This is a genomic window from Streptomyces sp. AK010, from assembly GCF_014207295.1.
GTDB lineage: Bacteria > Actinomycetota > Actinomycetes > Streptomycetales > Streptomycetaceae > Streptomyces > Streptomyces massasporeus.
The window spans coordinates 179,598-200,037 of sequence record NZ_JACHCX010000014.1; the positions used below are offsets into that span (position 1 = coordinate 179,598).

Below are 20,440 nucleotides of genomic sequence, written 5' to 3' on the forward strand. Positions count from 1 at the left end.
CCCAACGACCACCACGGGCAGAAGGTCACACATTCGACAGAAGAACTCGCGTTCCCGCCCAGGGGTCCGCACGCGCCACAACACGGACACTCGTCCCTACACGCCTGTGCGCAGTCAACCGTCGTGAGCCCAGAACCCCTGTGCGCGCCGCGTAGGCTGGACGCGGCCCGTGCTTCCTGTATAGCCCCGAGAGGTGTCCCGTGTCCCCGCGTCGCAACCGACCCAAGGGCGCCGCTGAGTCCGGCCGGAGCGTCGAGGACGACCGTCCCGGCCGCTACGGCGGCTGGCAGTCCTCGGAGAACTGGCAGGGTGAGAACTGGAGCGTGCGGCACGTGGCCGGCGCGAGCGCTCAGGGAAAGTCGTACCGCTGCCCCGGCTGCGACCAACTGATCCCGGACGGGGTGCCGCACGTGGTGGCCTGGGCCGAGCACACGGGCGTCGACGACCGCAGACACTGGCACAAGGCCTGCTGGAACGCGCGGGACCGCCGCACCCCGGGGGTGCAGCGGTCCCGTAACGCGCCGAAGTTCTGACCGGACTCAGACGTCCCGCTTCTCCTGCAGCGCGAAGGCGCCGGCGAACGCGACGGCCGTGGCGCCGAGGATGATCCACAGCGGGTCCCAGCCGGACGGACCGGACTGGCTCGCCGTGTTGAGGGAGTTGGCGTAGAAGACGCTCAGCTGGCTCGGGATCGAGTACTCGAACAGGGCGTCGCGCACGCCCTGCAGCGACTCCGAGAACATGAACAGCGCGATCACCAGCGGGGCCAGCACGGCGCCGATCATGATGGTGATGGCGCCGGCCGAGTGCCGGATGATCGAGCCGATGAGGAGCGAGAGCAGGCCGAGCAGCGCGATGTAGAGCGAGATGCCGACCGTGCTCTTCAACCACTCGCCGCCCGAGGGTTCCTTGGCGCCGTTGCCCTCGAGCATGGCCACGTGCAGGAACGCGACGAGGGAGGCGGCCACCAGCGTCACCACGAACGCGACCAGGAAGAACACGACTGCCTTCGCCGCCAGCACGCGTCCGCGGCTCGGGCACGCGACCATCGTGGTGCGGATCATGCCCGTGCCGTACTCCGAGGCCGTGGTCAGCACGCCGAGCGTGATGATGCACATGCTGCCGAGCAGCAGACCGAAGAAGCCGAGGGACAGCGCGTTCTCGCCGGACAGGTCCGAGGAGGAGCTCGACACCACGATGCCGGTCAGCAGACCGATGCCGACGACGAGCAGGACGAACACCCCGAGCGTCCACATCGTGGAGCGCACCGACCTGATCTTCGTCCACTCGGAGGCGATGGCGTTCCCGAGGTGCGTGCGCACGATCGGGATCGGCGAGGTGTAGCCGGGGCCGCCGGGGTGCGGGGCGGAACCGGGAGCCGCCTGCCAGGCGGGCGCGGCCTGCGGCATCTGGGGCTGGGGGCTGCTCATCGGGCGTCCTCGGGCTTGGTCAGGTCGGAGGTCGGGGCGGTGGGCTGTGCGGCGGGGGCCGCGGGCGCCTGCGGCGCGGGCGCGGCGGGCGCCGGAGCGGCCTGGCCGGCGGAGGGCTGTGGCGCGGGCTGGGCGGCGCCCTGCGGCGCTTGGGGCGCGGGCTGGGCGTACGGGTTGGGCGTTCCCGCGCCGGGGGCGCCAGGGGCGCTCGGAGTGGCACTGGGAGCGCCGGGCGCGCCGTGGGCCCCCGGGGCGCCGTGCGGGCCCGCCGGAGCCTGGCCCGGAGCGCCGCCGGGTGCCCCCTGCGGCACAGTCTGGTACGGCCCGCCGTCCTGCTGGGGCGGCGGCGGGGCGTACCAGCCCGGCTGGCCCTGTCCGGGCACCGGCATCGGCGGCTGCGCGCCGGGCGGCAGCGGCTGCTGGAGGCCTTCCTTCTGGTCGATCGTCGAGCGGTAGTCGACGGCGCCCTGTGTCATCCGCATGTACGCCTCCTCCAGGGAGGCCTGGTGCGGCGACAGCTCCCAGAGCCGTACGCCGTGGTCGTGCGCGATGTCGCTGATGCGTGGCAGGGGCAGCCCCGTCACGCGCAGCCCGCCGTCCTGCTCGGGCAGCACGTGCCCGCCCGACTCGGTGAGCGCGGCCGACAGCTTCTCGCGCTGCTGTGGCTCGGTGTCGGGCGTGCGCACGCGCGCGAAGTCCGCGGAGTTCGCCGAGATGAAGTCGGTCACGCTCATGTCGGAGAGCAGCTGACCGCGCCCGATGACGATGAGGTGGTCGGCGGTCAGCGCCATCTCGCTCATCAGGTGGGAGGAGACGAAGACCGTGCGGCCCTCCGCCGCCAGCGCCTTCATCAGGTTGCGGACCCAGAGGATGCCCTCGGGGTCGAGGCCGTTGACCGGCTCGTCGAACAGCAGCACCTGCGGGTCGCCGAGCAGCGCCGCGGCGATGCCGAGCCGCTGCCCCATGCCGAGGGAGAAGCCCTTGGACCGCTTCCTGGCCACCTCCTGCAGACCGACGACCCCGAGCACCTCGTCCACCCGCCGGGCCGGGATGCCCGACAGCTGGGCGAGGGACAGCAGGTGGTTGCGGGCCGAGCGGCCGCCGTGCACCGCCTTGGCGTCCAGCAGGGCGCCGACCTGGCGGGCGGCGTTGGGCAGCCTGCGGTACGGATAGCCCCCGATCGTCACCTGCCCGGACGTCGGATTGTCCAGGCCGAGGATCATGCGCATCGTCGTCGACTTGCCCGAGCCGTTCGGCCCGAGGAAGCCGGTTACGGCTCCGGGCCGCACCTGGAAGGAAAGGTTGTACACAGCGGTCTTGTCGCCGTAGCGCTTCGTCAGGCCGACTGCTTCGATCATGCTCCGCACCCATCGCAAGGTTCAGGACAGCGGGGCACACGCCCCCGTAAGGGTTAGGAGGATATCGAGGCGCTGACGGTTCCTTCCAAGAGGACGTAAAAGGTCGGCCGCGTCCGTGGTCCCCCTGGGCGTCGCGCGTCCGTGGTCCTCCTAGGCGTCGCGCTTCTTCAGCAGCACATAGCCGCCGATCAGCGCGGCCAGCACCCACAGCCCCATGATCCCGAGGCCGCCCCACGGTCCGTACGGGGTGTCGTCGTCGATCGGCGTGACCACCTGCATGATCTTGCTGCCGGCCTGGTCGGGAAGAAACCGGCCGACCTTCTTCGTCGCGTCGACGTTGCCCAGGATGTTGGAGATCAGGAAGAAGAACGGCATCAGGATGCCCAGCGACAGCATCGGCGAGCGCAGCATCGCGGCGACGCCCATGGAGAACATCGCGATCAGCGCCATGTAGAGGCCCCCGCCGAGCACGGCCCGCAGCACCCCCGGGTCGCCGATCTCCGCCCGGTGCGAGCCCAGCATCGCCTGCCCCAGGAAGAAGGCGGCGAAGCTGGTGACGAGACCGACCAGCAGGGCCAGCCCAGTGGCGACCGCGATCTTGCTGAAGAGGAAGGAGCCGCGCTGCGGCACCGCGGCCAGCGAGGTGCGGATCATGCCGGTGCTGTACTCGTTCGACACGACCAGCACACCGAAGACGATCATCGCGAGCTGACCGAGACTCATCCCCGCGAAGCTGATGAACGTCGGGTCGAACTCTGCCCGGTCCTGCGCGTTCATCGAATCGAACTCGCTCTTCGACAGCGCCGAGATCAGCATGCCGAGAGCGACCGTCACGACCACCACCAGCGAGAGCGTCCACATCGTGGACGCCACCGACCGGATCTTGGTCCACTCCGACCGTACGACCTGTGTCACCGCCATGCCTCAGCCCCTCTTCCAGCCGTCGCCCCACTGCTGCCGCGGTGGCTCGGGGCTCGTCGCGCTCGTCCCGCTGTGTGCGTGGTACTCCACCGACTCCGCCGTCAGCCGCATGAACGCCTCCTCCAGCGAGGCCTGTTGCGGACTCAGCTCGTGCAGCGTGATCCGGTGTTGCGCGGCCAGCTCACCGATCTGCTCGGCCTTGCCGCCGTCCACCTCCAGCACCCCGTCGCCGCTCTCCACGGCCACGATCCCGGCCTGGTGCAGCACATCGAGCAGCCGCTCCCGCTGCGGGCTTCGGACCCGGACGTACGAACGTGAGTTGCGGTCGATGAAATCCGCCATGGAGGTGTCCGCGAGGAGCCGCCCCTGCCCGATGACGACGAGGTGGTCGGCCGTCAGGGCCATCTCGCTCATCAGGTGGGAGGAGACGAACACGGTCCGGCCCTGCGAGGCGAGCGACTTCATCAGGGTGCGGATCCAGTGGATGCCCTCGGGGTCGAGGCCGTTGACCGGCTCGTCGAACATCAGGATCCGCGGATCGCCGAGCAGCGCGGCCGCGATGCCGAGCCGCTGCCCCATGCCCATCGAGAAGCCCTTGGTCTTCTTCTTCGCGACGGCGGTGAGACCGACCGTCTCCAGTACGTCCCCCACCCGGCCGCGCGGAATGCCGTTGCTCTGGGCGAGGCACAGCAGGTGGTTGTAGGCGGTGCGCCCGCCGTGCCAGGCCTTGGCCTCCAGCAGGGCCCCGATGTACGTCAGCGGGTCCTTGAGCTGCGTGTAGTGCTTGCCGTCGATACGGACGTCACCGGCGGTCGGATGGTCGAGACCGAGGATCATCCGCATGGTCGTCGACTTGCCCGCGCCGTTCGGCCCGAGGAAGCCGGTGACGATGCCCGGTCTGACGGTGAAGGACAGGTTGTTGACCGCCACCTTCTCGCCGTACCGCTTCGTCAGCCCCTCGAGCTCAATCATGCCGCCACGCTAGAGCGTGGCAAAGCCCTCTGCCACCCGAGCGGCAGAGGGCTTTGCGGAGGTTCAGACTCCGTATGCCCCGGTGTTACCTGGACTGCTGGGCCGGGACCCCACGGGAGATGGGCTCGTCCTCGGCCGGCGTGCCGGCGGCGGCCACCGCGGCGCCCGTGAGCGTCGCGAGCATCTCGCGGACGTTCGTCAGCTGGGCGTTGATGCTGTCGCGGCGGTTGGTGAGAGCCGCGAGCTCCCGCTCGGATTCCGAACGGATGCGGTCGGCCTTGGCGTTGGCGTCGGCCACGATGTCCTCGGCCTGGCGCTGGGCCGTCTCCACCGTCTGACGGGCGCGGCGCTCGGCGTCCGTGCGCAGCTTCTCGGCCTCCAGGCGCAGCTGCTCGGCGCGGTGCTCGATCTCGGCCAGACGCTTCTCGGCCTTGGCCTGACGGGAGGCCAGGTCGCGCTCGGACTGCTCGCGGCGCTTGGCGAGGTTCGTCTCGAAGTCGGCGGCGGCCTGCGCGGCCTTCGCGCGGGTCTCCTCGAAGAGGGCGTCCGCCTCCTCGCGCTTGGACTGCGCGTCCTTCTGCGCCTCGGTACGCAGCTGGGAGGCGTCACTCTTGGCCTTCTCGACGATCCGCAGGCCCTCGTCCTCGGCCTTCGCCTTGCGCTCCGCCGAGTACGACTCGGCGTCGTTGCGCACCTGCTGGGCCGCCGACTCGGCGAGCTCGCGGTGCTGCTCGGCCGCGCGCCGGGCCTCCTCGCGCAGGTCCTTCGCCTCTTCCTCGGCGAGGCGGAGGATCTTCTCCACGCGCGCGCCGAGACCCGCGTACGACGGCTCGGCGTCGGTGATCTGGGCCTGGGCGTTCTGCGTCTCGAGGTGGAGCTCCTCGATGCGCTTTTCCAGAGCGGTGATGCGGGCGAGAGCGCTGTCACGGTCGGAGACGAGCTTGGAGATACGTTCGTCCACCTGAGCGCGGTCGTACCCACGCCGCACAAGCTCGAAGCCGTAGGGGGAAGTGTCGCTCATGGGGTTCCTGTCGAATGAGACCGGTGAGGTGATAGGGGAATCCTAGGGGCCGAAACGGTGTGTCATCGAGCGGATGCGCGTTTGATCTGGAAAATGACACCCCTTTTGAGTGGCTGTCCCCGGGACTGCTTGCCAAAGACTTGGCCAAAGACCCCAGCACACACCGGATTCGCCCCGTTTCGCTAGCTTTCCGAGCTCTTGCCACCCGAACGGGGTGCGCCGACCGTCGCGCCGGCCTTGACTCCGTTGTCCTTGCCCGCGGAGGGGGCCTCGAAGGACTCCAACGCCTCCAGGACGTCCTGGACACGGGAGATCTCGGCGTTGATGTCCTCGCGGCGACGGACCAGGACCTCCAACTCGCGCTTGCCCTCCTCGACCGTGCGCTTGGCCTCGCGGATCGCCTCGGCCTTGAGCTCCTCGGCCTCCCGGACCAGCGTGGACTTCTTCTGCTCGGCTTCCTTGAGCAGCCCCTCCGCCTTCTTCACCGCGGCGATACGGACCTTGCCCGCCTCGGAGTTGGCCTCCGAGACGATCTCCTTGGCCTTCGCCTGCGCCTTGGCCAGCTGCTCCTCGGCCGCCTTGACGAGCGCGTCGCAGCGGTCGCCCGCCGACTTCATCGTCTCGGCCGACTCCCGGCGGGCCCGCTCGTGCAGCTCCTCGATCTCCGAGGTGATGCGGTCGCGCAGCTCCTCGGCACGCTCCCTTATCTGCGTGGCGTCCCGGCGCGCGCCGACCAGCAGCTCGTCGGCGTCCGTACGGGCCTTTTCCACCAGGGAGTTGCCCTCGACCGTCGCCTCGGACACCAGCCGGTCGGCCTCGGTGCGGGCCGCGCCGACCATCGTGTCGGCCTGCGACTCGGCCTCCGCGGTGGTCTTGTGCGCCTGCTGCTGCGCCTCGGTCAGCAGCTTGTCCGCCTCGGCCGTGGTCTCCGTGATGAGCTTGTCGACCTGCTCGGCCGCCTCGGAGCGCCGCTTGTTGGCGTCCTTGCGGGCCTCGTCCAGCGTGCGGTCGGCCTCCTCGCGCGCGGTGCTGACGAGCCGCTCCGCCTCCGCCTCCGCGTCGGTCTTGACGCGCGCGGCCTCGGTGCGGACCCGCTCCGCGTGCTGCTGCGCCGAACCGACCGTCTCGGCGGCCTCGGCCCGCAGTCGCTCCGCCTCGCCCGTGGCCTCCCCGACCAGCTGCTCGGCCTTGGCGACCGACTCCGCGCGCACCCGCTCGGCCTCCGTGGCCGCCTCGGAGCGGACCCGCTCGGCCTCGGAGATTGCCTCCGTACGGACCCGCTCGGCCTCGGCGACCGTGTCCATGCGCAGCCGGTCGGTCTCCTGGACCGTCTCCGTCGTGAGCCGCTCCGCCTCGTTGCGTGCCTCGGTGATGAGGGTGTCCGCCTGCGTCGCCGCGTCCGACCGGATGCGGTTGGCGTCCTCCCGGGCGTCCGCCCGGGTGCGCGAGGCGGCCTGCTCGGCCTCGGCGATCGCGTCCGACGCCTCCGTGCGCACCCGCTGGGCGTGCTCGGCGACGTCCGTGCGGATCCGCTCCGCCTCCGAGATCGCCTCGGACATCGTCCGCTCGGCGAGCGCCTTGGCCGCCTCGGTCTCCTCGTGCGCCTCGCGCCGCAGCCGGCCCGCGTCCTCGCTCGCCCGCTCCCGCTCGGCGTAGGCGTCGGAGCGGACCCGGTCCGCCTCCTCCTGGGCCTCCCGGCGCGTACGGTCCGCCGCGTGCTCGGCGGCGCTGCGCAGGCCGGAGATCTCCTCCTGGGCCTGCTCGTGCAGCCCCGCGACGGAGTCCCGGACCTGCTGGGCGTGCTGCTCGGCCGCCGACACCATCTCCGTGGCGCGCCGGTCGGCCTCCTCGACCAGCCGTACGGCCTCGGTCTGCGCGTCCTCCACGCGCTTGCGCGCCGAGGCCAGCAGCTCCTCGCTCTGCTCGCGGGCCCGCTCGCGCTCCTGGTCGGCCTCCTGCCGGGCGCTGCCGAGGAGTTCCTCGGCCTCGCGGCGGCGCCGGTTGGCCTCCTCCTGGGCGGCGGCCAGCGTCTCCGAGGCCTCCGTGGCGAGCCGCTCGGCAGCGGCCTGCGCCTCCGCGCGCATCCGGTCGGCGCTCTCCTGCGCCTCCGACTTCAGCCGCTCGGCCTCGTTCGCCGCCTCCGAGCGCAGCCGTACGGCGACGGCCTCGCCCTCGGCGCGCGACGCGGACGCGTCCGACGCGGCCTCGTCGCGCAGTCGCTCGGCCTCCGCCTCGGCCTGCTGCTGGAGCGTACGGATCCGCTCCGCGGCCTCGGCGCGCAGCCGCTCGTTCTCCTCGGCGGCCTCGCGACGGAGCCGCGCGGCCTCCTCACGGGCGTCCGACAGCGCCTGCTCGGCGGCCGTCAGCCGCTCCTCGGCCTCCCGCTGGAGCCGCGTCAGCTCCTCGGCGGCCTCCGCCCGACGGGCCTCTATGACCCGCTCGGTCTCCTCGTGCAGTTCCCGCGCCGCGCGCTCGGCGTCCTCCTTGAGCGCCTCGGCCTGCTCGACGACCTCCTCGCGGTGCCGCTCGGCCTCCTGCCGGGTGCGCTGAAGGGTCTCCTCGGCCTGCCGGCGCAGGGTCGTCGCCCGCTCGATGGCCTCGGTGCGGACCTTCTCGCTGTCCGCCTGGGCCGTCGTACGCAGCTCGTCCGCGTCCGCCTTGGCCTTGGCGAGCAGCTCCTCGGCGGACTTCGCCGCCTCCTCGATCTGCGCCACGGCCTCCTTGCGGGCCTCGGCGCGGATCTTCTCGCCCTCGTCGACCGCGTCCGCCCGCAGCTGCTCGGCCTCGCCGCGCAGCCGGCGGGCCTCCTCCTGCAGCTCGACCGTCTTGGCGCGGTACTCCTTGGTGTCGTCCTTCGCCGCGCCCTTGAGCTGCTCGGCGATGTCGTGCGCCTCGGCCCGCAGCCGGTCCGCCTCGGCCTCGGCCTCCGAGCGGATCCGCTCGGCCTCCTCGGCCGCGGCCCTGGTGGTCTTCTTGGCGTCCTCCGACGCCTTGTCGAGGACCTCCTCGGCGGTCCTGGCCGCCTTGGACAGCTGGGTCGCGGTCTCCTCGGCGGTGAGCGTGCGGGCCCTCTCGGAGGCCTCCGCGACGATCTTCTCGGCCTCGGCCCTGGCGTCCGCGACGATCTGCTCGGCCTCGGACTTGGTGTTCTCGGCCTCCTTGGAGGCCTCCTCGACCAGCCGGGCGACCTGCTCCTTGGCGGTGCGCGTCCGCGTCTCGTTCGCGGACTCCGCGCTCGCCAGGGCCTTGGCGGCGGCCTCCTCGGCCTGCCCGACCAGCTTCTCCGACTCGGCCTGCGCCTTGCGCAGCGCCTCCTCGGCCTCGGCCATCCGCTGCTCGGCGGCCTTGCTCAGCTCCTGGGCCTCGCGGCGCGCGGACTCCGACTCGGTGACGGTCGACGCCCGCAGCTGCTCTGCGTGGTCGGTGGCCTCCTGGGCCTGCGTGGAGGCGGCGTTGAGCAGGCGCTCGGCGTCCGTGCGGGCACGGCGCAGGATCTGCTCGGCCTCCGCCCGGGCCTCCTCGGCCGCGCTCGTCAGCCGCTGCCTGGCCTCCGTCGCGAGCCGTTCGGCCTCCGCGCGGGCGGTGGACATGGCCTGCTCGGCCTCGGCCCGGGACTCCTCGAGCAGCCGGCGAGCCTGCTGCTCGGTGCGGGCCCGCAGCTGCTCGGCCCACGCCACGTTCTCGTTGACGTGCGACTCGACCGTCTGGCGGCGCTCGGACAGCTCCTGGTCCAGCTGCTGGCGGCGGGTCACCGCCTCCTGGTGCAGCTCGGCCTGGAGCCGGGCCGCCTGCTCGGCGTGCTCCTGGAGGATCCGCTGAGTCTGGGCCCGGGCCTCGCTCAGCTCCCGGTCGGCGTCCGCGCGGATCTGGTCGGCCTGCATCTGCGCATTGCGCAGCAACTGCTCGGCCTGCCAGCCGATGTCGCCCCCCTCGAAGGAGGGCCGGGACATGATGGTGCGCCGCGCCTCGTGCAACTTGGCGCGCAGCACCTCGACCTGGTAGCCGAGGTCCTCGGCGTGCTGGATCGCCTTTTCCCGTTCGGTCTTCAGCCGCTTCATCTCGGCTTCGAACCGAGAGAGGTGGTCGACGTCAGCCGCCGGCTCTCGCTCCTGGCTCTCGTAGCCCCGCACTGCGCGGTCCCATCCGTCCCCTGGTCGCAACTCTTTCCGAACGAGCTCCGTCCATCCGCCGAACGGGGCCCCCGGGGAATGGTGTCAGATCATCGGCGGAGCAGAGGCTGCTGCCCCGACGCTCGTCCCCCGAAACCCGGACCCCGGTGGTCCTGCCGTCGCACGGCGGGACCGCGGTCACCCTGGACTGAGCGGCGACCGCCCCCAACCCTACCGGCCCCTATGTACGAGAGTCAGTGCTCAGGTGACTCAACAGGCGCCGAAGTGACCAGTTCTGTCAGTACGCCATGACAGTCCTTGGGGTGCAGGAAGGTGATCCGTGACCCCATGGAACCGACTCGCGGCTCTTCGTACAGCACGCGTACGCCCTTGCCCTTGATCTCCTCGGCGTCACCGTCGACATCTGCCGTACCGAAAGCGATGTGGTGGACGCCCTCACCGTTCTTGGCCAGCCACTTCGCGACGGTGGAGTCCTCCCGGGTCGGTTCCAGGAGCTGCAGGTACGAGGCGCCGCCGTCGGACGTTTCGTTGATCTTGAGCATGGCCTCGCGCACGCCCTGCTCCTCGTTGACCTCGGAGTGGAACACCTCGAAGCCGTAGGTGGCACGGTAGAACTCGACGGTCTTGTCGAGGTCGAAACAGGCGATTCCGATGTGGTCGATTCGCGTCAGCATGGATTCAGTGCAGCGCCCCCGAGGTGGTTACGCAACGTGCGCGCGATCACACCGACGGCCCGATGACGGCACGGAGTGCCACTCAGTACATTCGAAGTAAACCCTCGTTCACTCCTCGGCTGTGCAGCCGGTAAGGGGATCGCAGCTCATGTCTTCTGGAACTTCCGAAGCGAACAGCTCGGTGATCGTCGCGGGCGCGCGTACGCCCATGGGCCGGTTGCTCGGTTCACTCAAGTCCTTCTCCGGAGCCGACCTCGGCGGCTTCGCGATCAAGGCCGCGCTCGACCGTGCGGGGATCGGCGGCGACCAGGTGCAGTACGTGATCATGGGCCAGGTGCTCCAGGCCGGGGCGGGGCAGATCCCGGCCCGCCAGGCCGCGGTCAAGGCCGGCATCCCGATGAACGTGCCGGCGCTGACCATCAACAAGGTGTGTCTGTCGGGCCTCGACGCCATCGCGCTCGCCGACCAGCTCATCCGTGCGGGTGAGTTCGACGTGGTCGTCGCCGGTGGCCAGGAGTCCATGACCAACGCGCCGCACCTGCTGCCGAAGTCCCGTGAGGGCTACAAGTACGGCGCCGTCGAGATGATCGACGCCATGGCGTACGACGGTCTGACCGACTCCTTCGACGGCGTCGCCATGGGCGAGTCCACGGAGAAGCACAACACCCGCCTGGGCATCGCGCGGCCCGAGCAGGACGAGATCGCCGCGCTGTCGCACCAGCGGGCCGCGGCGGCACAGAAGAACGGCCTGTTCGAGGCCGAGATCACGCCCGTCGAGATCCCGCAGCGCAAGGGCGACCCGGTGCTGTTCAGCAAGGACGAGGGGATCCGCGGTGACACGACCGCGGAGTCCCTGGGCAAGCTGCGTCCGGCGTTCGCCAAGGACGGCACGATCACGGCCGGTTCCGCCTCGCAGATCTCCGACGGTGCCGCCGCCGTCGTCGTGATGAGCAAGGCCAAGGCGCAGGAGCTCGGCCTGGAGTGGATCGCCGAGATCGGCTCGCACGGGAACGTGGCCGGGCCGGACAACTCGCTGCAGTCGCAGCCGTCCAACGCGATCCTGCACGCGCTGAAGAAGGAGGGCCTGGAGGTCTCGGACCTCGACCTCATCGAGATCAACGAGGCGTTCGCCGCCGTGGCCGTGCAGTCCATGAAGGACCTCGGGGTGTCCACCGAAAAGGTGAATGTCAACGGTGGTGCGATTGCCCTGGGTCACCCGATCGGGATGTCCGGTGCGCGTCTCGTGCTGCATCTCGCGCTGGAGCTGAAGCGGCGTGGCGGTGGCGTGGGTGCGGCCGCGCTGTGCGGTGGTGGTGGGCAGGGCGACGCGCTGATCGTGCGCGTGCCCAAGGCCTGAGTCCCGGTACGTCCCTTCTCGGTACGTCCCTTATCTGAACGGAGCTGTGATGCAGGACGTCTCCACCCTGGTGGCCCAGGCCAGGGAAGGCCGGCCGCGGGCCGTGGCCCGGCTGATCTCCCTGGTGGAGGGGGCGTCCCCGCAGCTGCGGGAGGTCATGGCGGCGCTGGCGCCGCTGACGGGCGGGGCGTACGTGGTGGGACTGACCGGGTCGCCCGGGGTCGGCAAGTCGACGTCGACCTCGGCGCTGGTCTCCGCGTACCGCAAGCAGGACAAGCGGGTCGGCGTGCTCGCCGTCGACCCGTCGTCCCCGTTCTCCGGCGGTGCGCTGCTCGGGGACCGGGTGCGGATGTCGGACCACGCGTCCGACCCGGGCGTGTACATCAGGTCGATGGCCACGCGCGGGCATCTGGGCGGGCTGGCGTGGGCTGCCCCGCAGGCCATCCGGGTCCTGGATGCCGCCGGCTGTGACGTGATCCTGGTCGAGACGGTGGGCGTGGGGCAGTCGGAGGTGGAGATCGCCTCGCAGGCGGACACGTCCGTGGTGCTGCTCGCGCCGGGGATGGGGGACGGGATCCAGGCGGCCAAGGCCGGGATCCTGGAGATCGGTGACGTGTACGTCGTGAACAAGGCGGACCGGGACGGGGCGGACGCGACGGCTCGCGAGCTGAACCACATGCTGGGGCTGGGGGAGTCCCGGGGGCCGGGTGACTGGCGTCCGCCGATCGTGAAGACGGTCGCCGCGCGGGGCGAGGGTGTCGACGAGGTCGTCGAGGCGCTGGAGAAGCACCGGGCCTGGATGGAGGAGCGGGGTGTGCTCGCGGAGCGGCGCCTGTCCCGGGCGTCGCGGGAGGTCGAGACGATCGCGGTGACGGCGCTGCGGGAGCGGATCGGGGACCTGCACGGGGACCGGCGCCTCGGGGCGCTGGCGGAGCGGATCATCGCGGGCGAACTGGACCCCTATCGGGCGGCTGACGAGCTGGTGGCCGGGTTGACGGAGGGCTGAGAGGGCTTCGGCCTCCTCGCCTGGCGGTGGGTGGGGGTGCGCGTGCGCTTCGCGTTCGCGTGGGGTGTGGGTCGGGGCCGCGCCGGGGGGTGTCCGTCCTCGGAACGGCGCGATGGGGTGCCACACCGACTGACTCTCCGTTGACGCGCCAACCGCTGCGGGCGGACACCCCCCGACACGGCCCCTTCTCGCCGTACGCGGGTGCGGGAGCGCTCAGCGGCACCCCGCTACGCCGGGCTGCGGACCCACCCGGCCTCAGCACCGACGCAGCGGCACCACTCGACGCCCGGGCGCGGACCCACCCGGCCTCAGCGGCACCACTCGACGCCGGGTCGCGGACCCACCCGTCCCTCCCAGCACCGACGCAGCGGCACTCCAAGACGCCGGGTCGCGGACCCACCCGGCCTCAGCGGCACCCCGCTACGCCGGGCTGCGGACCCACCCGTCCCTCCCAGCACCGACGCAGCGGCACTCCAAGACGCCGGGTCGCGGACCCACCCGGCCCCAGCGGCACCCCAAGACGCCGGGTCGCGGACCCACCCGGCCCCGGCGTCCGTGTCGGGACGCCGGGGCCGGGAAGAGGGGCAGCTGCTGATCAGTCCTGGTCGTCGGCGTCGTCCGCGTCGTCGTCCCGCGCGTCGGCGCGGTCCGCCGTGACCTTGCCCGAGGTGAGGTCGATCTTCCAGTCCTGCTCGGCGCCGCCGGACTTGCGGGTCTCGGCCTCCCAGGACTTGTTCTTGCCGTCGTCGTCGAGGTCCACGGACGTCACCACGCCCTTGCCGGCGGCAGCCTTCGCCGCCTCCTCGGCCGTCACCGACGAGCCCTTCAGCGCCGCCCGCACCTGCGCCGTGCCGTCCTCGTCGTCGGTGTGCGAGCCGAGGACCTTGCCGTTGGCCGGGTCGACGCTCACGCTGTGCCAGGTGTTGTCGCCCGACAGGACGTCGACCGTCCAGACGACCTTGCCGCCGTCGTCCTCGTCGTCCAGCTCGGCGGAGACCACCGTGCCCGACGTGTGCTTCAGCGCGGAGGCGATCGCCTCGGGCGCCGTCACGTCCGCCGACAGCGTCTTCTCGGCGTCGTCGTCCCGCTCGCCGTCGTCGTCCCGGACGTCGTCGTTCGACAGCTGGGTGGTGGCCGCCTGCCGCGCCGAGCCCTGGTCGTCTCCCGTGGTCGCGAGTGCCGTGGCCGTCCCGCCTCCGATCAGCGCGGCGGCGGTCACAGCGGCGATCACGATGTTGCGCTTCATGCGGATTCCTCCCGAGTCGTTTCGTTTTCGGCGTCTTCGACTCTGGCCGACGGAGGCTGAGAGGAACCTGAAGCCCCCTGAAGGGATCTTCAGGTTGCCTTTGCCACTCTTTACCCATGCGCCTGTTGATCGTGGAGGACGAGAAGCGGCTGGCCCTGTCGCTCGCCAGGGGCCTGACGGCCGAGGGGTACGCCGTGGACGTCGTCCACGACGGACGGGAGGGGCTGTACCAGGCCTCGGAGGGCGCGTACGACCTGGTCATCCTCGACATCATGCTGCCCGGCCTCAACGGCTACCGGGTCTGCGCGGCCCTGCGCGCCGCCGGGCACGAGGTGCCGATCCTGATGCTGACCGCCAAGGACGGCGAGTACGACGAGGCCGAGGGGCTCGACACCGGTGCGGACGACTATCTGACCAAGCCGTTCTCGTACGTCGTGCTCGTCGCCCGGGTCAAGGCGCTGCTGCGGCGGCGCGGGCAGGGCGCGGGGGCCTCGCCCGTGCATGTGCACGGGGAGCTGAAGGTGGACACCGCGGCCCGGCGGGTGTTCCTGGGCGAGGAGGAGATCACCCTCACCGCCAAGGAGTTCTCCGTGCTGGAGCACCTCGTGCGGAGGGCCGGCGAGGTGGTGTCCAAGTCCGAGATCCTGGAGCACGTCTGGGACTTCGCGTACGAGGGCGATCCGAACATCGTCGAGGTGTACGTCAGTACGCTGCGGCGGAAGCTGCGGGCGGGACTGATCCGGACCGTGCGCGGGGCCGGCTACCGGCTGGAGACGTCGCCGTGAGGCGGCTGTTCGGGTCCGTGCGGGCGCGGGCCACGCTGGGGGCGACGCTGGTCGTCGCGGTGGCGCTCGTCGCCGCCGGGGCCGCCGTGCTGCTGTCGCTGCGGTCCAACCTGATCGGCGAGGCCGGTACCCAGGCGGAGCGCTCCGCGCGCACGGTCGCCTCCGAGCTCGCCGCCGGGACGCCGTACGACAAGCTCTCGGGGCTGGACGGCGACGACGGGCCCGTGCAGGTCCTGGACGAGCACGGGCGGCTGGTCGCGGCCAGTGAGGATCTGGAGAAGATCAGCGGGACCGGCAGCGGGCAGGTGAAGCCGCGGCCGGCGGTGAAGCCCACCGGGGATGACGATGACGACTCCGACGACGCGGGCGAGCCCCTCGAAGCCGGTGAGATCTCGGGGGAGAGCGTCTTCAGCAACGGGTCGGCGACCATCGACGGGGACGCGGAGGACTACCGGTTCGCCGCCGTCGAGGTGGAGACCCACCACCGGGGACACCTCAAGGTCTATGCCGGTTCCCCGCTGGCCGCCGAACACGGGGCCGTACGGACCGCGCTGACGGTGATGCTGATCGGGTTCCCGCTGCTGCTCGGTGTCGTCGCCGCCGTGACCTGGCTGGTCACCCGGCGGGCCCTGCGGCCCGTGGAGGGGATCCGGCGCGAGATGGCCGCGATCACCCAGTCCGAGGACCTCGCGCGGCGCGTTCCGGAGCCGGACACGCACGACGAGATCGCCCGGCTCGCCAGCACCACCAACGAGACGCTCGCGGCGCTGGAGACGTCCGTGGAGCGGCAGCGGCGGTTCGTCGCCGACGCCTCCCATGAGCTGCGCAGCCCCATCGCCTCGCTGCGGACGCAGCTGGAGGTGGCCGCCGCGCATCCCGAGCTGCTGGATCTGGCCGGGGCCCTGGAGGACACCGTCCGGCTTCAGCGGCTGGCCGCCGACCTGCTGCTGCTCGCTCGGCTGGACGCGGGGGAGCGGCTGGGCGACGCGCGGGTCGACCTCGCCGGGCTGGCCCGGGAGGCGGCCGAGGGGCGGACGGGTGTGACCGTGGACGCGGAGCCGGTGGAGGTGGCCGGGTCGCGGGGGCAGTTGGGGAGGGTGCTCGCCAATCTGCTCGACAACGCCCAGAGGCACGCCCGGTCGGCCGTGACCGTGAACGTGCGGCGCGAGGGCGACCGGGCCGTGGTCGGGGTGGCCGACGACGGTGACGGGGTGCCCGAGGACGACCGGGAGCGGATCTTCGAACGGTTCGTCCGGCTGGACGCGGCCCGCAGCCGCGACGACGGCGGAGCCGGGTTGGGGCTCGCCATCGCCCGCGACGTGGCCGTCCGGCACGGCGGCACGCTCACGGCCGGACGGGGGCCCGCAGGCGGAGCCCTGTTCGAACTCCGCCTGCCGCTCGTCCGGTGGGGACCGCGGTAGGGCGCTGCGGTTACGGGCGCCCGCGCTGGCCGCGCAGGTGCTCCGCGATGGGCTTGAGGGCCTTGTCGAGCTCGGTCAGGGCCTCGGGGGACAGCAGGTCGATGAAGTGCCTGCGCACGGATGCCACATGGTGGGGCGCGACCTTCTGCATCGTCGTCATCCCGTGGTCGGTCAGGACCGCGTAGAGCCCCCGGCGGTCCGACTCGCAGTTCTCCCGTCGGACCAGGTTCGCGTTCTCCATGCGCGTGATCTGGTGTGAGAGGCGGCTCTTGGACTGGAGGGTGGCGGAAGCGAGGTCGCTCATCCGCATCCTCTGGCCCTCGGACTCGGAGAGATTCACCAGGATCTCGTAGTCGTTCATTGTCAGGCCGAACGGCTGCAGGTCCTTCTCGAGCTGGTACGTCAACAGCCTGTTGACCTCCAGGTGGGTGCGCCAAGCGCACTGCTCCGCATCGGTCAGCCAGCGGGTGGCCGTCTCGGTCTCCATGAATGAAGTCTACCTAAAATGTTGAAAGGCGAACTAGTGAGGGGTGGCGTGTGACCGCGCCCGCCTGGCGAACAGCAGTGCGCAGACGTTCGATGTCACACTCCGCAGACTACCGCTCACAGCCCGAAGCGACGCTGGAGGTCTCCCAGCTGTCCGGGAAGGCGCGGTACGCCGGACTGTCCCGTCTGGGGGCTGTGCGCCCCGCCGCCGGGCACGCCGGCCTGGTGCGGAACGGTCCCCGTGGCCTGCTCGGCCATCAGGGTCTCGGACGACTGGAGCAGCACCGTCCCGGCGCCCACGAACTCGAACTGGTGCTCCTCGCCGGAGGCCCCGCCCAGGCCCGTCAGCGCACGTAGACCGCCCATGACGCCGGTCATGTACCCGTGGTCGTAGTGGTGGCACGGAGAGGGGCAGTCGGCCCAGCCGACCAGGGCCTGGGGGTCGACCCTGATCGGGGGTTCCATGAACACCACCGGTCCGTTCGACGCGGCCACGAACTTTCCGGTTCCGATGAGCGTCAGAAAACCCGGCACGATTGATTGCTTCAGTGACAGAGTTGGCTGAAAAGCAAGCAGATTGCCGGAGCGAATGGTCAGGTTGCCGTCCTCGAGGTCGTACGAATTGACGTCGAAGGCCCGGTCGGCGAGGAGCATCTTGCCCGAGCCCTCCGCCACGACCCAGTCACTCGCGTGCAGTGGCGAATGGAACGACGTGCGGACGAGACGGTCCAGCCGGCCGTGTCCGACGCCGTTGAAATCGATCGACCCGTAGTAGGCGATCATCTTCCCCTTCTGCAGGAACCACTGGCTCCCCCTGAGCTCCACACAGAAGGTGTACGCGTTGACGTTGTCGTCCGCCGGCAGCGTCGCCGGGTCGAGGACCACGGGGCCGGCGCCCGGGGTTCCGTAGGTGCTCACAGCTTCTCCTCCGACGCCTGGACGTACACCGCACCGCTTCCGCTGAGCTCCAGCTGGAAGGCCTCGCCCGAGCCGCGGCCCACCATGTCCCGCCAGCCGAGCGCCGTGGACAGCTTGTTGCGGACGTCGCCGTGGTGGGCGACGTAGGCCTGCGGGTCCACATGGACCGGCCGCTGCGGGCTGATCGGGATCTCGATGACGCCGCCGTGCGCCATGACCGCGACGGCCCCGTGGCCCTGCAGCGTCGTCGTGAACAGCCCCTGGCCGCTGACCTGGCCCCGCACCATGCCCATGACGCCGCCCTGCGCGCCCAGGAACACCGTGCCCTGCTGGAGTGTGCCCTCGAAGGCCAGGAGGCGGTCCGCCTCCACGTACAGCGTGTCGCCGGTCAGCCGGATCACCTGGATGTGGTGCCCACCGTGCCCGAAGAGGACCGTGCCGCTGCCCTCGACGGACATCAGCGGCGTGTCCTCGTTCGCCACCCGGCGGCCGACCATCGACATGACCCCGCCCTGGCCGCCCGCCATGTTGGGCGTGAACGACACCTCGCCCTTGTACGCGAGCATCGCGCCGCGCTGACTGAACAGCCGCTGCCCCGGCGCGACCGTCGCCTCGACCATCTTCCCGTTGATCTCCCGGAAGGCCATCTCACACGTCTCCCGCGATCGTGTTCCGCTCGCTCGGCTGCACGTACACCAGCCCGTCCCCCTCGAACCGCATCTGGAAGGCCTCGCCGCCGCCCTCCCCGAGCAGCGTGCGGAACGTCACGCCGGACTGGAAGGACTGCCGCAGACTCCCCTGGTGCGCCACGTACGCCCCCGGGTCGACGGTCAGCGGGTACTGCGCGCTCACCCGCAGCACCACCGCCGGGCCGTCCGACATGATCGCCGCCTGGCCGTGGCCCTCGACGGTCGTCGTGAACAGCCCGTTGCCCTGCGAGGCGCCGCGCAGGCCCGTGAACTCCGTGCCCGTGCGCAGTCCGCCGTCGGTCGCGAGCAGGTTGCTCGACTCGACGTACAGCTTGTCGCCCTGGATGCTGACCAGGTTGATCTCGGAGGCGCGGTCCGCGAACCAGCAGGTCCCGCGCCCCTTCACCTCCATCAACGTCATCTGCTCACCGGTCAGCCGCCGGGTCACCATGCCCCGGATGCCCTCGCCGCCGCCGCTGAGCTTCTTGAAGGCCATCTCACCGTCGTACGCGACCATCGAGCCGTTCTTCGCCTTCACGGCATCCCCGGTCATGTCGACGGCGAGCACCTTGCTGCTCTGAAGTCGGAACATCGCCACGACTGGAAGGTAGCCGCAGGCCGGGCCCCTGGGACAGGGCCCGTGGGTGGAGAACGCCCCTGACCGCACCCCTGGGGGCCGGGTGCCGAGGCGGTTTGCCACAATGGGCGGGACGCTTGTGCGCGTGTTCACAAACTGTTCCTCTCCCACCGAAGGTGACCCGTGGACCTCAAGACCGCCACCGCCATCCGCCGCCTCCGCCTGGTCTCGGCCCCCGAGGCGATCTCCTTCCTCCTCCTGCTGGTCTGCTCGGTGCTGAAGCGGACCACGGACTTCAACGCCGTGCCGGTGATGGGCGCGGTGCACGGTGCGCTCTTCGTCCTGTACGTCATCTTCTGGGCCGACGCGTGGAACCGGGCGAAGTGGTCGCTGAAGACCGCCGCGCTGTACTTCGTCCTCTCGGTGCTGCCGGCCGGTGGGTTCTTCGCCGAGCGCATGCTGCGGCGTGAGGCCGAGGACGCGGTCATCGCGTCCCGTGCCCGCAAGGAAGGCGTGGTGGGCGCGTGATCGTCGCCTTTTCCGTGACGCCGCTCGGCGTCGGTGAGGACGTGGGGGAGTACGTCGCCGACGCCGTGCGGGTGGTGCGCGAGTCGGGGTTGCCGAACCGCACCGACGCGATGTTCACGTCCGTCGAAGGAGAGTGGGACGAGGTCATGGACGTCGTCCGGCGCGCGGTCGCCGCGGTCGAGCGCCGGGCTCCCCGGGTCTCCCTCGTCCTCAAGGCGGACATCCGCCCCGGCGTGACGGACGGCCTCACGTCCAAGGTGGAGACGGTGGAGCGGCACCTCGCCGAGTAGCTGACGGGAGCGGCCCCGACGCGGCGCCCCCGTGGTGGCCCGCCCGAAGGGCGAGACAAGGCTGACCGCCATGTGACCGGCCGGTAAGGTCGGGTTCGTGCCGAAGCCGCTCAGTCTCTCCTTCGATCCGATCGCGCGCGCCGACGAACGCTGGAAGCAGCGCTGGGGAAACGTGCCGTCCATGGCCGCGATCACCTCGATCATGCGCGCCCAGCAGATCCTGCTGGGCGAGGTCGACGCGGTGGTCAGGCCGTACGGGCTGACGTTCGCGCGCTACGAGGCGCTGGTGCTGCTCACCTTCTCCAAGTCCGGCGAGCTGCCGATGTCCAAGATCGGTGAGCGGCTCATGGTGCACCCCACGTCCGTGACGAACACCGTGGACCGGCTGGTGAAGTCGGGTCTGGTCGCCAAGCGGCCCAACCCGAACGACGGCCGCGGCACCCTCGCCAGCATCACCGACAAGGGCCGCGAGGTCGTCGAGTCGGCCACCCGCGACCTGATGGCGATGGACTTCGGGCTCGGGACGTACGACGCCGAGGAGTGCGCGGAGATCTTCGCGATGCTGCGGCCGCTGCGCGTCTGGGCGGGTGACTTCGAGGAGGAGTGACCCGGGGCGAGATCCCCCGGAACG

Annotated in this window: 20 protein-coding genes; 8 read left to right on the forward strand and 12 right to left on the reverse strand. The window is 71.1% G+C overall.

Features of this window, described 5'->3' with window-relative positions:
- Positions 1-200: 200 nt before the first annotated feature.
- Positions 201-533: an ATP/GTP-binding protein gene (locus HDC93_RS25715; protein ID WP_185013193.1), complete on the forward strand. Its 333-nt coding sequence runs from the start codon at positions 201-203 to the stop codon at positions 531-533.
- Between the two features lie 6 nt (positions 534-539).
- Here the strand turns inward: HDC93_RS25715 and HDC93_RS25720 are convergent, their stop codons facing one another.
- From HDC93_RS25720 to mce, 7 genes are all read right to left on the reverse strand, one after another.
- Complete coding sequence (locus HDC93_RS25720; RefSeq protein ID WP_185013194.1) at positions 540-1,430, reverse strand: ABC transporter permease subunit; 891 nt, start codon at positions 1,428-1,430, stop codon at positions 540-542.
- On the reverse strand, positions 1,427-2,788 hold the full coding sequence (locus HDC93_RS25725) for an ABC transporter ATP-binding protein (RefSeq protein WP_185013195.1): 1,362 nt from the start codon (positions 2,786-2,788) through the stop codon (positions 1,427-1,429). The genes HDC93_RS25720 and HDC93_RS25725 overlap by 4 nt, the downstream gene beginning before the upstream one ends.
- Before the next feature lie 150 nt (positions 2,789-2,938).
- Positions 2,939-3,709, reverse strand: coding sequence for an ABC transporter permease (locus tag HDC93_RS25730; protein WP_185013196.1), 771 nt, complete (start codon positions 3,707-3,709; stop codon positions 2,939-2,941).
- Between the two features lie 3 nt (positions 3,710-3,712).
- Positions 3,713-4,681 (reverse strand): ABC transporter ATP-binding protein, encoded by a 969-nt coding sequence (locus tag HDC93_RS25735; protein ID WP_185013197.1) that lies wholly within the window; start codon positions 4,679-4,681, stop codon positions 3,713-3,715.
- 85 nt (positions 4,682-4,766) lie between these two features.
- A complete protein-coding gene (locus HDC93_RS25740; RefSeq protein ID WP_185013198.1) occupies positions 4,767-5,702 on the reverse strand; it encodes a cellulose-binding protein in 936 nt (311 codons plus the stop codon).
- Positions 5,703-5,884: 182 nt separating this feature from the next.
- Positions 5,885-9,832, reverse strand: coding sequence for a polarized growth protein Scy (gene scy / locus HDC93_RS25745; protein ID WP_185013199.1), 3,948 nt, complete (start codon positions 9,830-9,832; stop codon positions 5,885-5,887).
- Between the two features lie 233 nt (positions 9,833-10,065).
- Positions 10,066-10,506 carry a methylmalonyl-CoA epimerase gene (mce, locus tag HDC93_RS25750; protein ID WP_031107947.1) on the reverse strand — a complete coding sequence of 147 codons (441 nt, stop codon included), beginning with the start codon at positions 10,504-10,506 and terminating at the stop codon, positions 10,066-10,068.
- A 148-nt stretch (positions 10,507-10,654) separates the two neighbouring features.
- Between mce and HDC93_RS25755 the strand changes: the two genes are divergently transcribed.
- Together HDC93_RS25755 and meaB are read left to right on the forward strand one after the other, a co-directional pair.
- Positions 10,655-11,863, forward strand: a complete 1,209-nt coding sequence (locus HDC93_RS25755; RefSeq protein WP_185013200.1) for an acetyl-CoA C-acetyltransferase — start codon at positions 10,655-10,657, stop codon at positions 11,861-11,863.
- Between the two features lie 49 nt (positions 11,864-11,912).
- Entirely contained in the window at positions 11,913-12,869 is a 957-nt protein-coding gene (gene meaB / locus HDC93_RS25760; protein WP_185013201.1) for a methylmalonyl Co-A mutase-associated GTPase MeaB, read from the forward strand.
- 595 nt (positions 12,870-13,464) lie between these two features.
- Here meaB and HDC93_RS25765 read toward each other — a convergent pair.
- Entirely contained in the window at positions 13,465-14,115 is a 651-nt protein-coding gene (locus tag HDC93_RS25765) for a PepSY domain-containing protein (RefSeq protein ID WP_185013202.1), read from the reverse strand.
- 116 nt (positions 14,116-14,231) lie between these two features.
- Between HDC93_RS25765 and HDC93_RS25770 the strand changes: the two genes are divergently transcribed.
- A complete protein-coding gene (locus HDC93_RS25770; RefSeq protein ID WP_185013203.1) occupies positions 14,232-14,900 on the forward strand; it encodes a response regulator transcription factor in 669 nt (222 codons plus the stop codon).
- The gene (locus HDC93_RS25775) at positions 14,897-16,321 is read left to right on the forward strand and encodes a cell wall metabolism sensor histidine kinase WalK (RefSeq protein ID WP_185013204.1); all 1,425 of its coding nucleotides are present in this window, start codon (positions 14,897-14,899) and stop codon (positions 16,319-16,321) included. Before HDC93_RS25770 ends, HDC93_RS25775 begins: the two co-directional genes overlap by 4 nt.
- Positions 16,322-16,331: 10 nt before the next feature.
- On the opposite strand, the gene HDC93_RS25780 is transcribed toward HDC93_RS25775, so the two are convergent.
- From HDC93_RS25780 to HDC93_RS25795, 4 genes are all read right to left on the reverse strand, one after another.
- Positions 16,332-16,808 (reverse strand): MarR family winged helix-turn-helix transcriptional regulator, encoded by a 477-nt coding sequence (locus tag HDC93_RS25780; RefSeq protein WP_030854309.1) that lies wholly within the window; start codon positions 16,806-16,808, stop codon positions 16,332-16,334.
- A 116-nt stretch (positions 16,809-16,924) separates the two neighbouring features.
- The gene (locus tag HDC93_RS25785; RefSeq protein ID WP_185013205.1) at positions 16,925-17,725 is read right to left on the reverse strand and encodes an AIM24 family protein; all 801 of its coding nucleotides are present in this window, start codon (positions 17,723-17,725) and stop codon (positions 16,925-16,927) included.
- Positions 17,722-18,372, reverse strand: coding sequence for an AIM24 family protein (locus HDC93_RS25790; protein WP_185013206.1), 651 nt, complete (start codon positions 18,370-18,372; stop codon positions 17,722-17,724). The genes HDC93_RS25785 and HDC93_RS25790 overlap by 4 nt, the downstream gene beginning before the upstream one ends.
- Before the next feature lies 1 nt (position 18,373).
- Positions 18,374-19,006 carry an AIM24 family protein gene (locus HDC93_RS25795; RefSeq protein WP_185013238.1) on the reverse strand — a complete coding sequence of 211 codons (633 nt, stop codon included), beginning with the start codon at positions 19,004-19,006 and terminating at the stop codon, positions 18,374-18,376.
- A 168-nt stretch (positions 19,007-19,174) separates the two neighbouring features.
- On the opposite strand from HDC93_RS25795, the gene HDC93_RS25800 reads away from it, so the two are divergent.
- The 3 genes from HDC93_RS25800 to HDC93_RS25810 all read left to right on the forward strand — a co-directional run bounded on the left by HDC93_RS25800 (position 19,175) and on the right by HDC93_RS25810 (position 20,416).
- Complete coding sequence (locus HDC93_RS25800; protein ID WP_185013207.1) at positions 19,175-19,519, forward strand: DUF3817 domain-containing protein; 345 nt, start codon at positions 19,175-19,177, stop codon at positions 19,517-19,519.
- A complete protein-coding gene (locus tag HDC93_RS25805) occupies positions 19,516-19,809 on the forward strand; it encodes an MTH1187 family thiamine-binding protein (RefSeq protein WP_030854324.1) in 294 nt (97 codons plus the stop codon). Before HDC93_RS25800 ends, HDC93_RS25805 begins: the two co-directional genes overlap by 4 nt.
- Positions 19,810-19,906: 97 nt before the next feature.
- A complete protein-coding gene (locus HDC93_RS25810) occupies positions 19,907-20,416 on the forward strand; it encodes a MarR family winged helix-turn-helix transcriptional regulator (RefSeq protein ID WP_185013208.1) in 510 nt (169 codons plus the stop codon).
- The last annotated feature ends 24 nt before the right edge of the window (positions 20,417-20,440 follow it).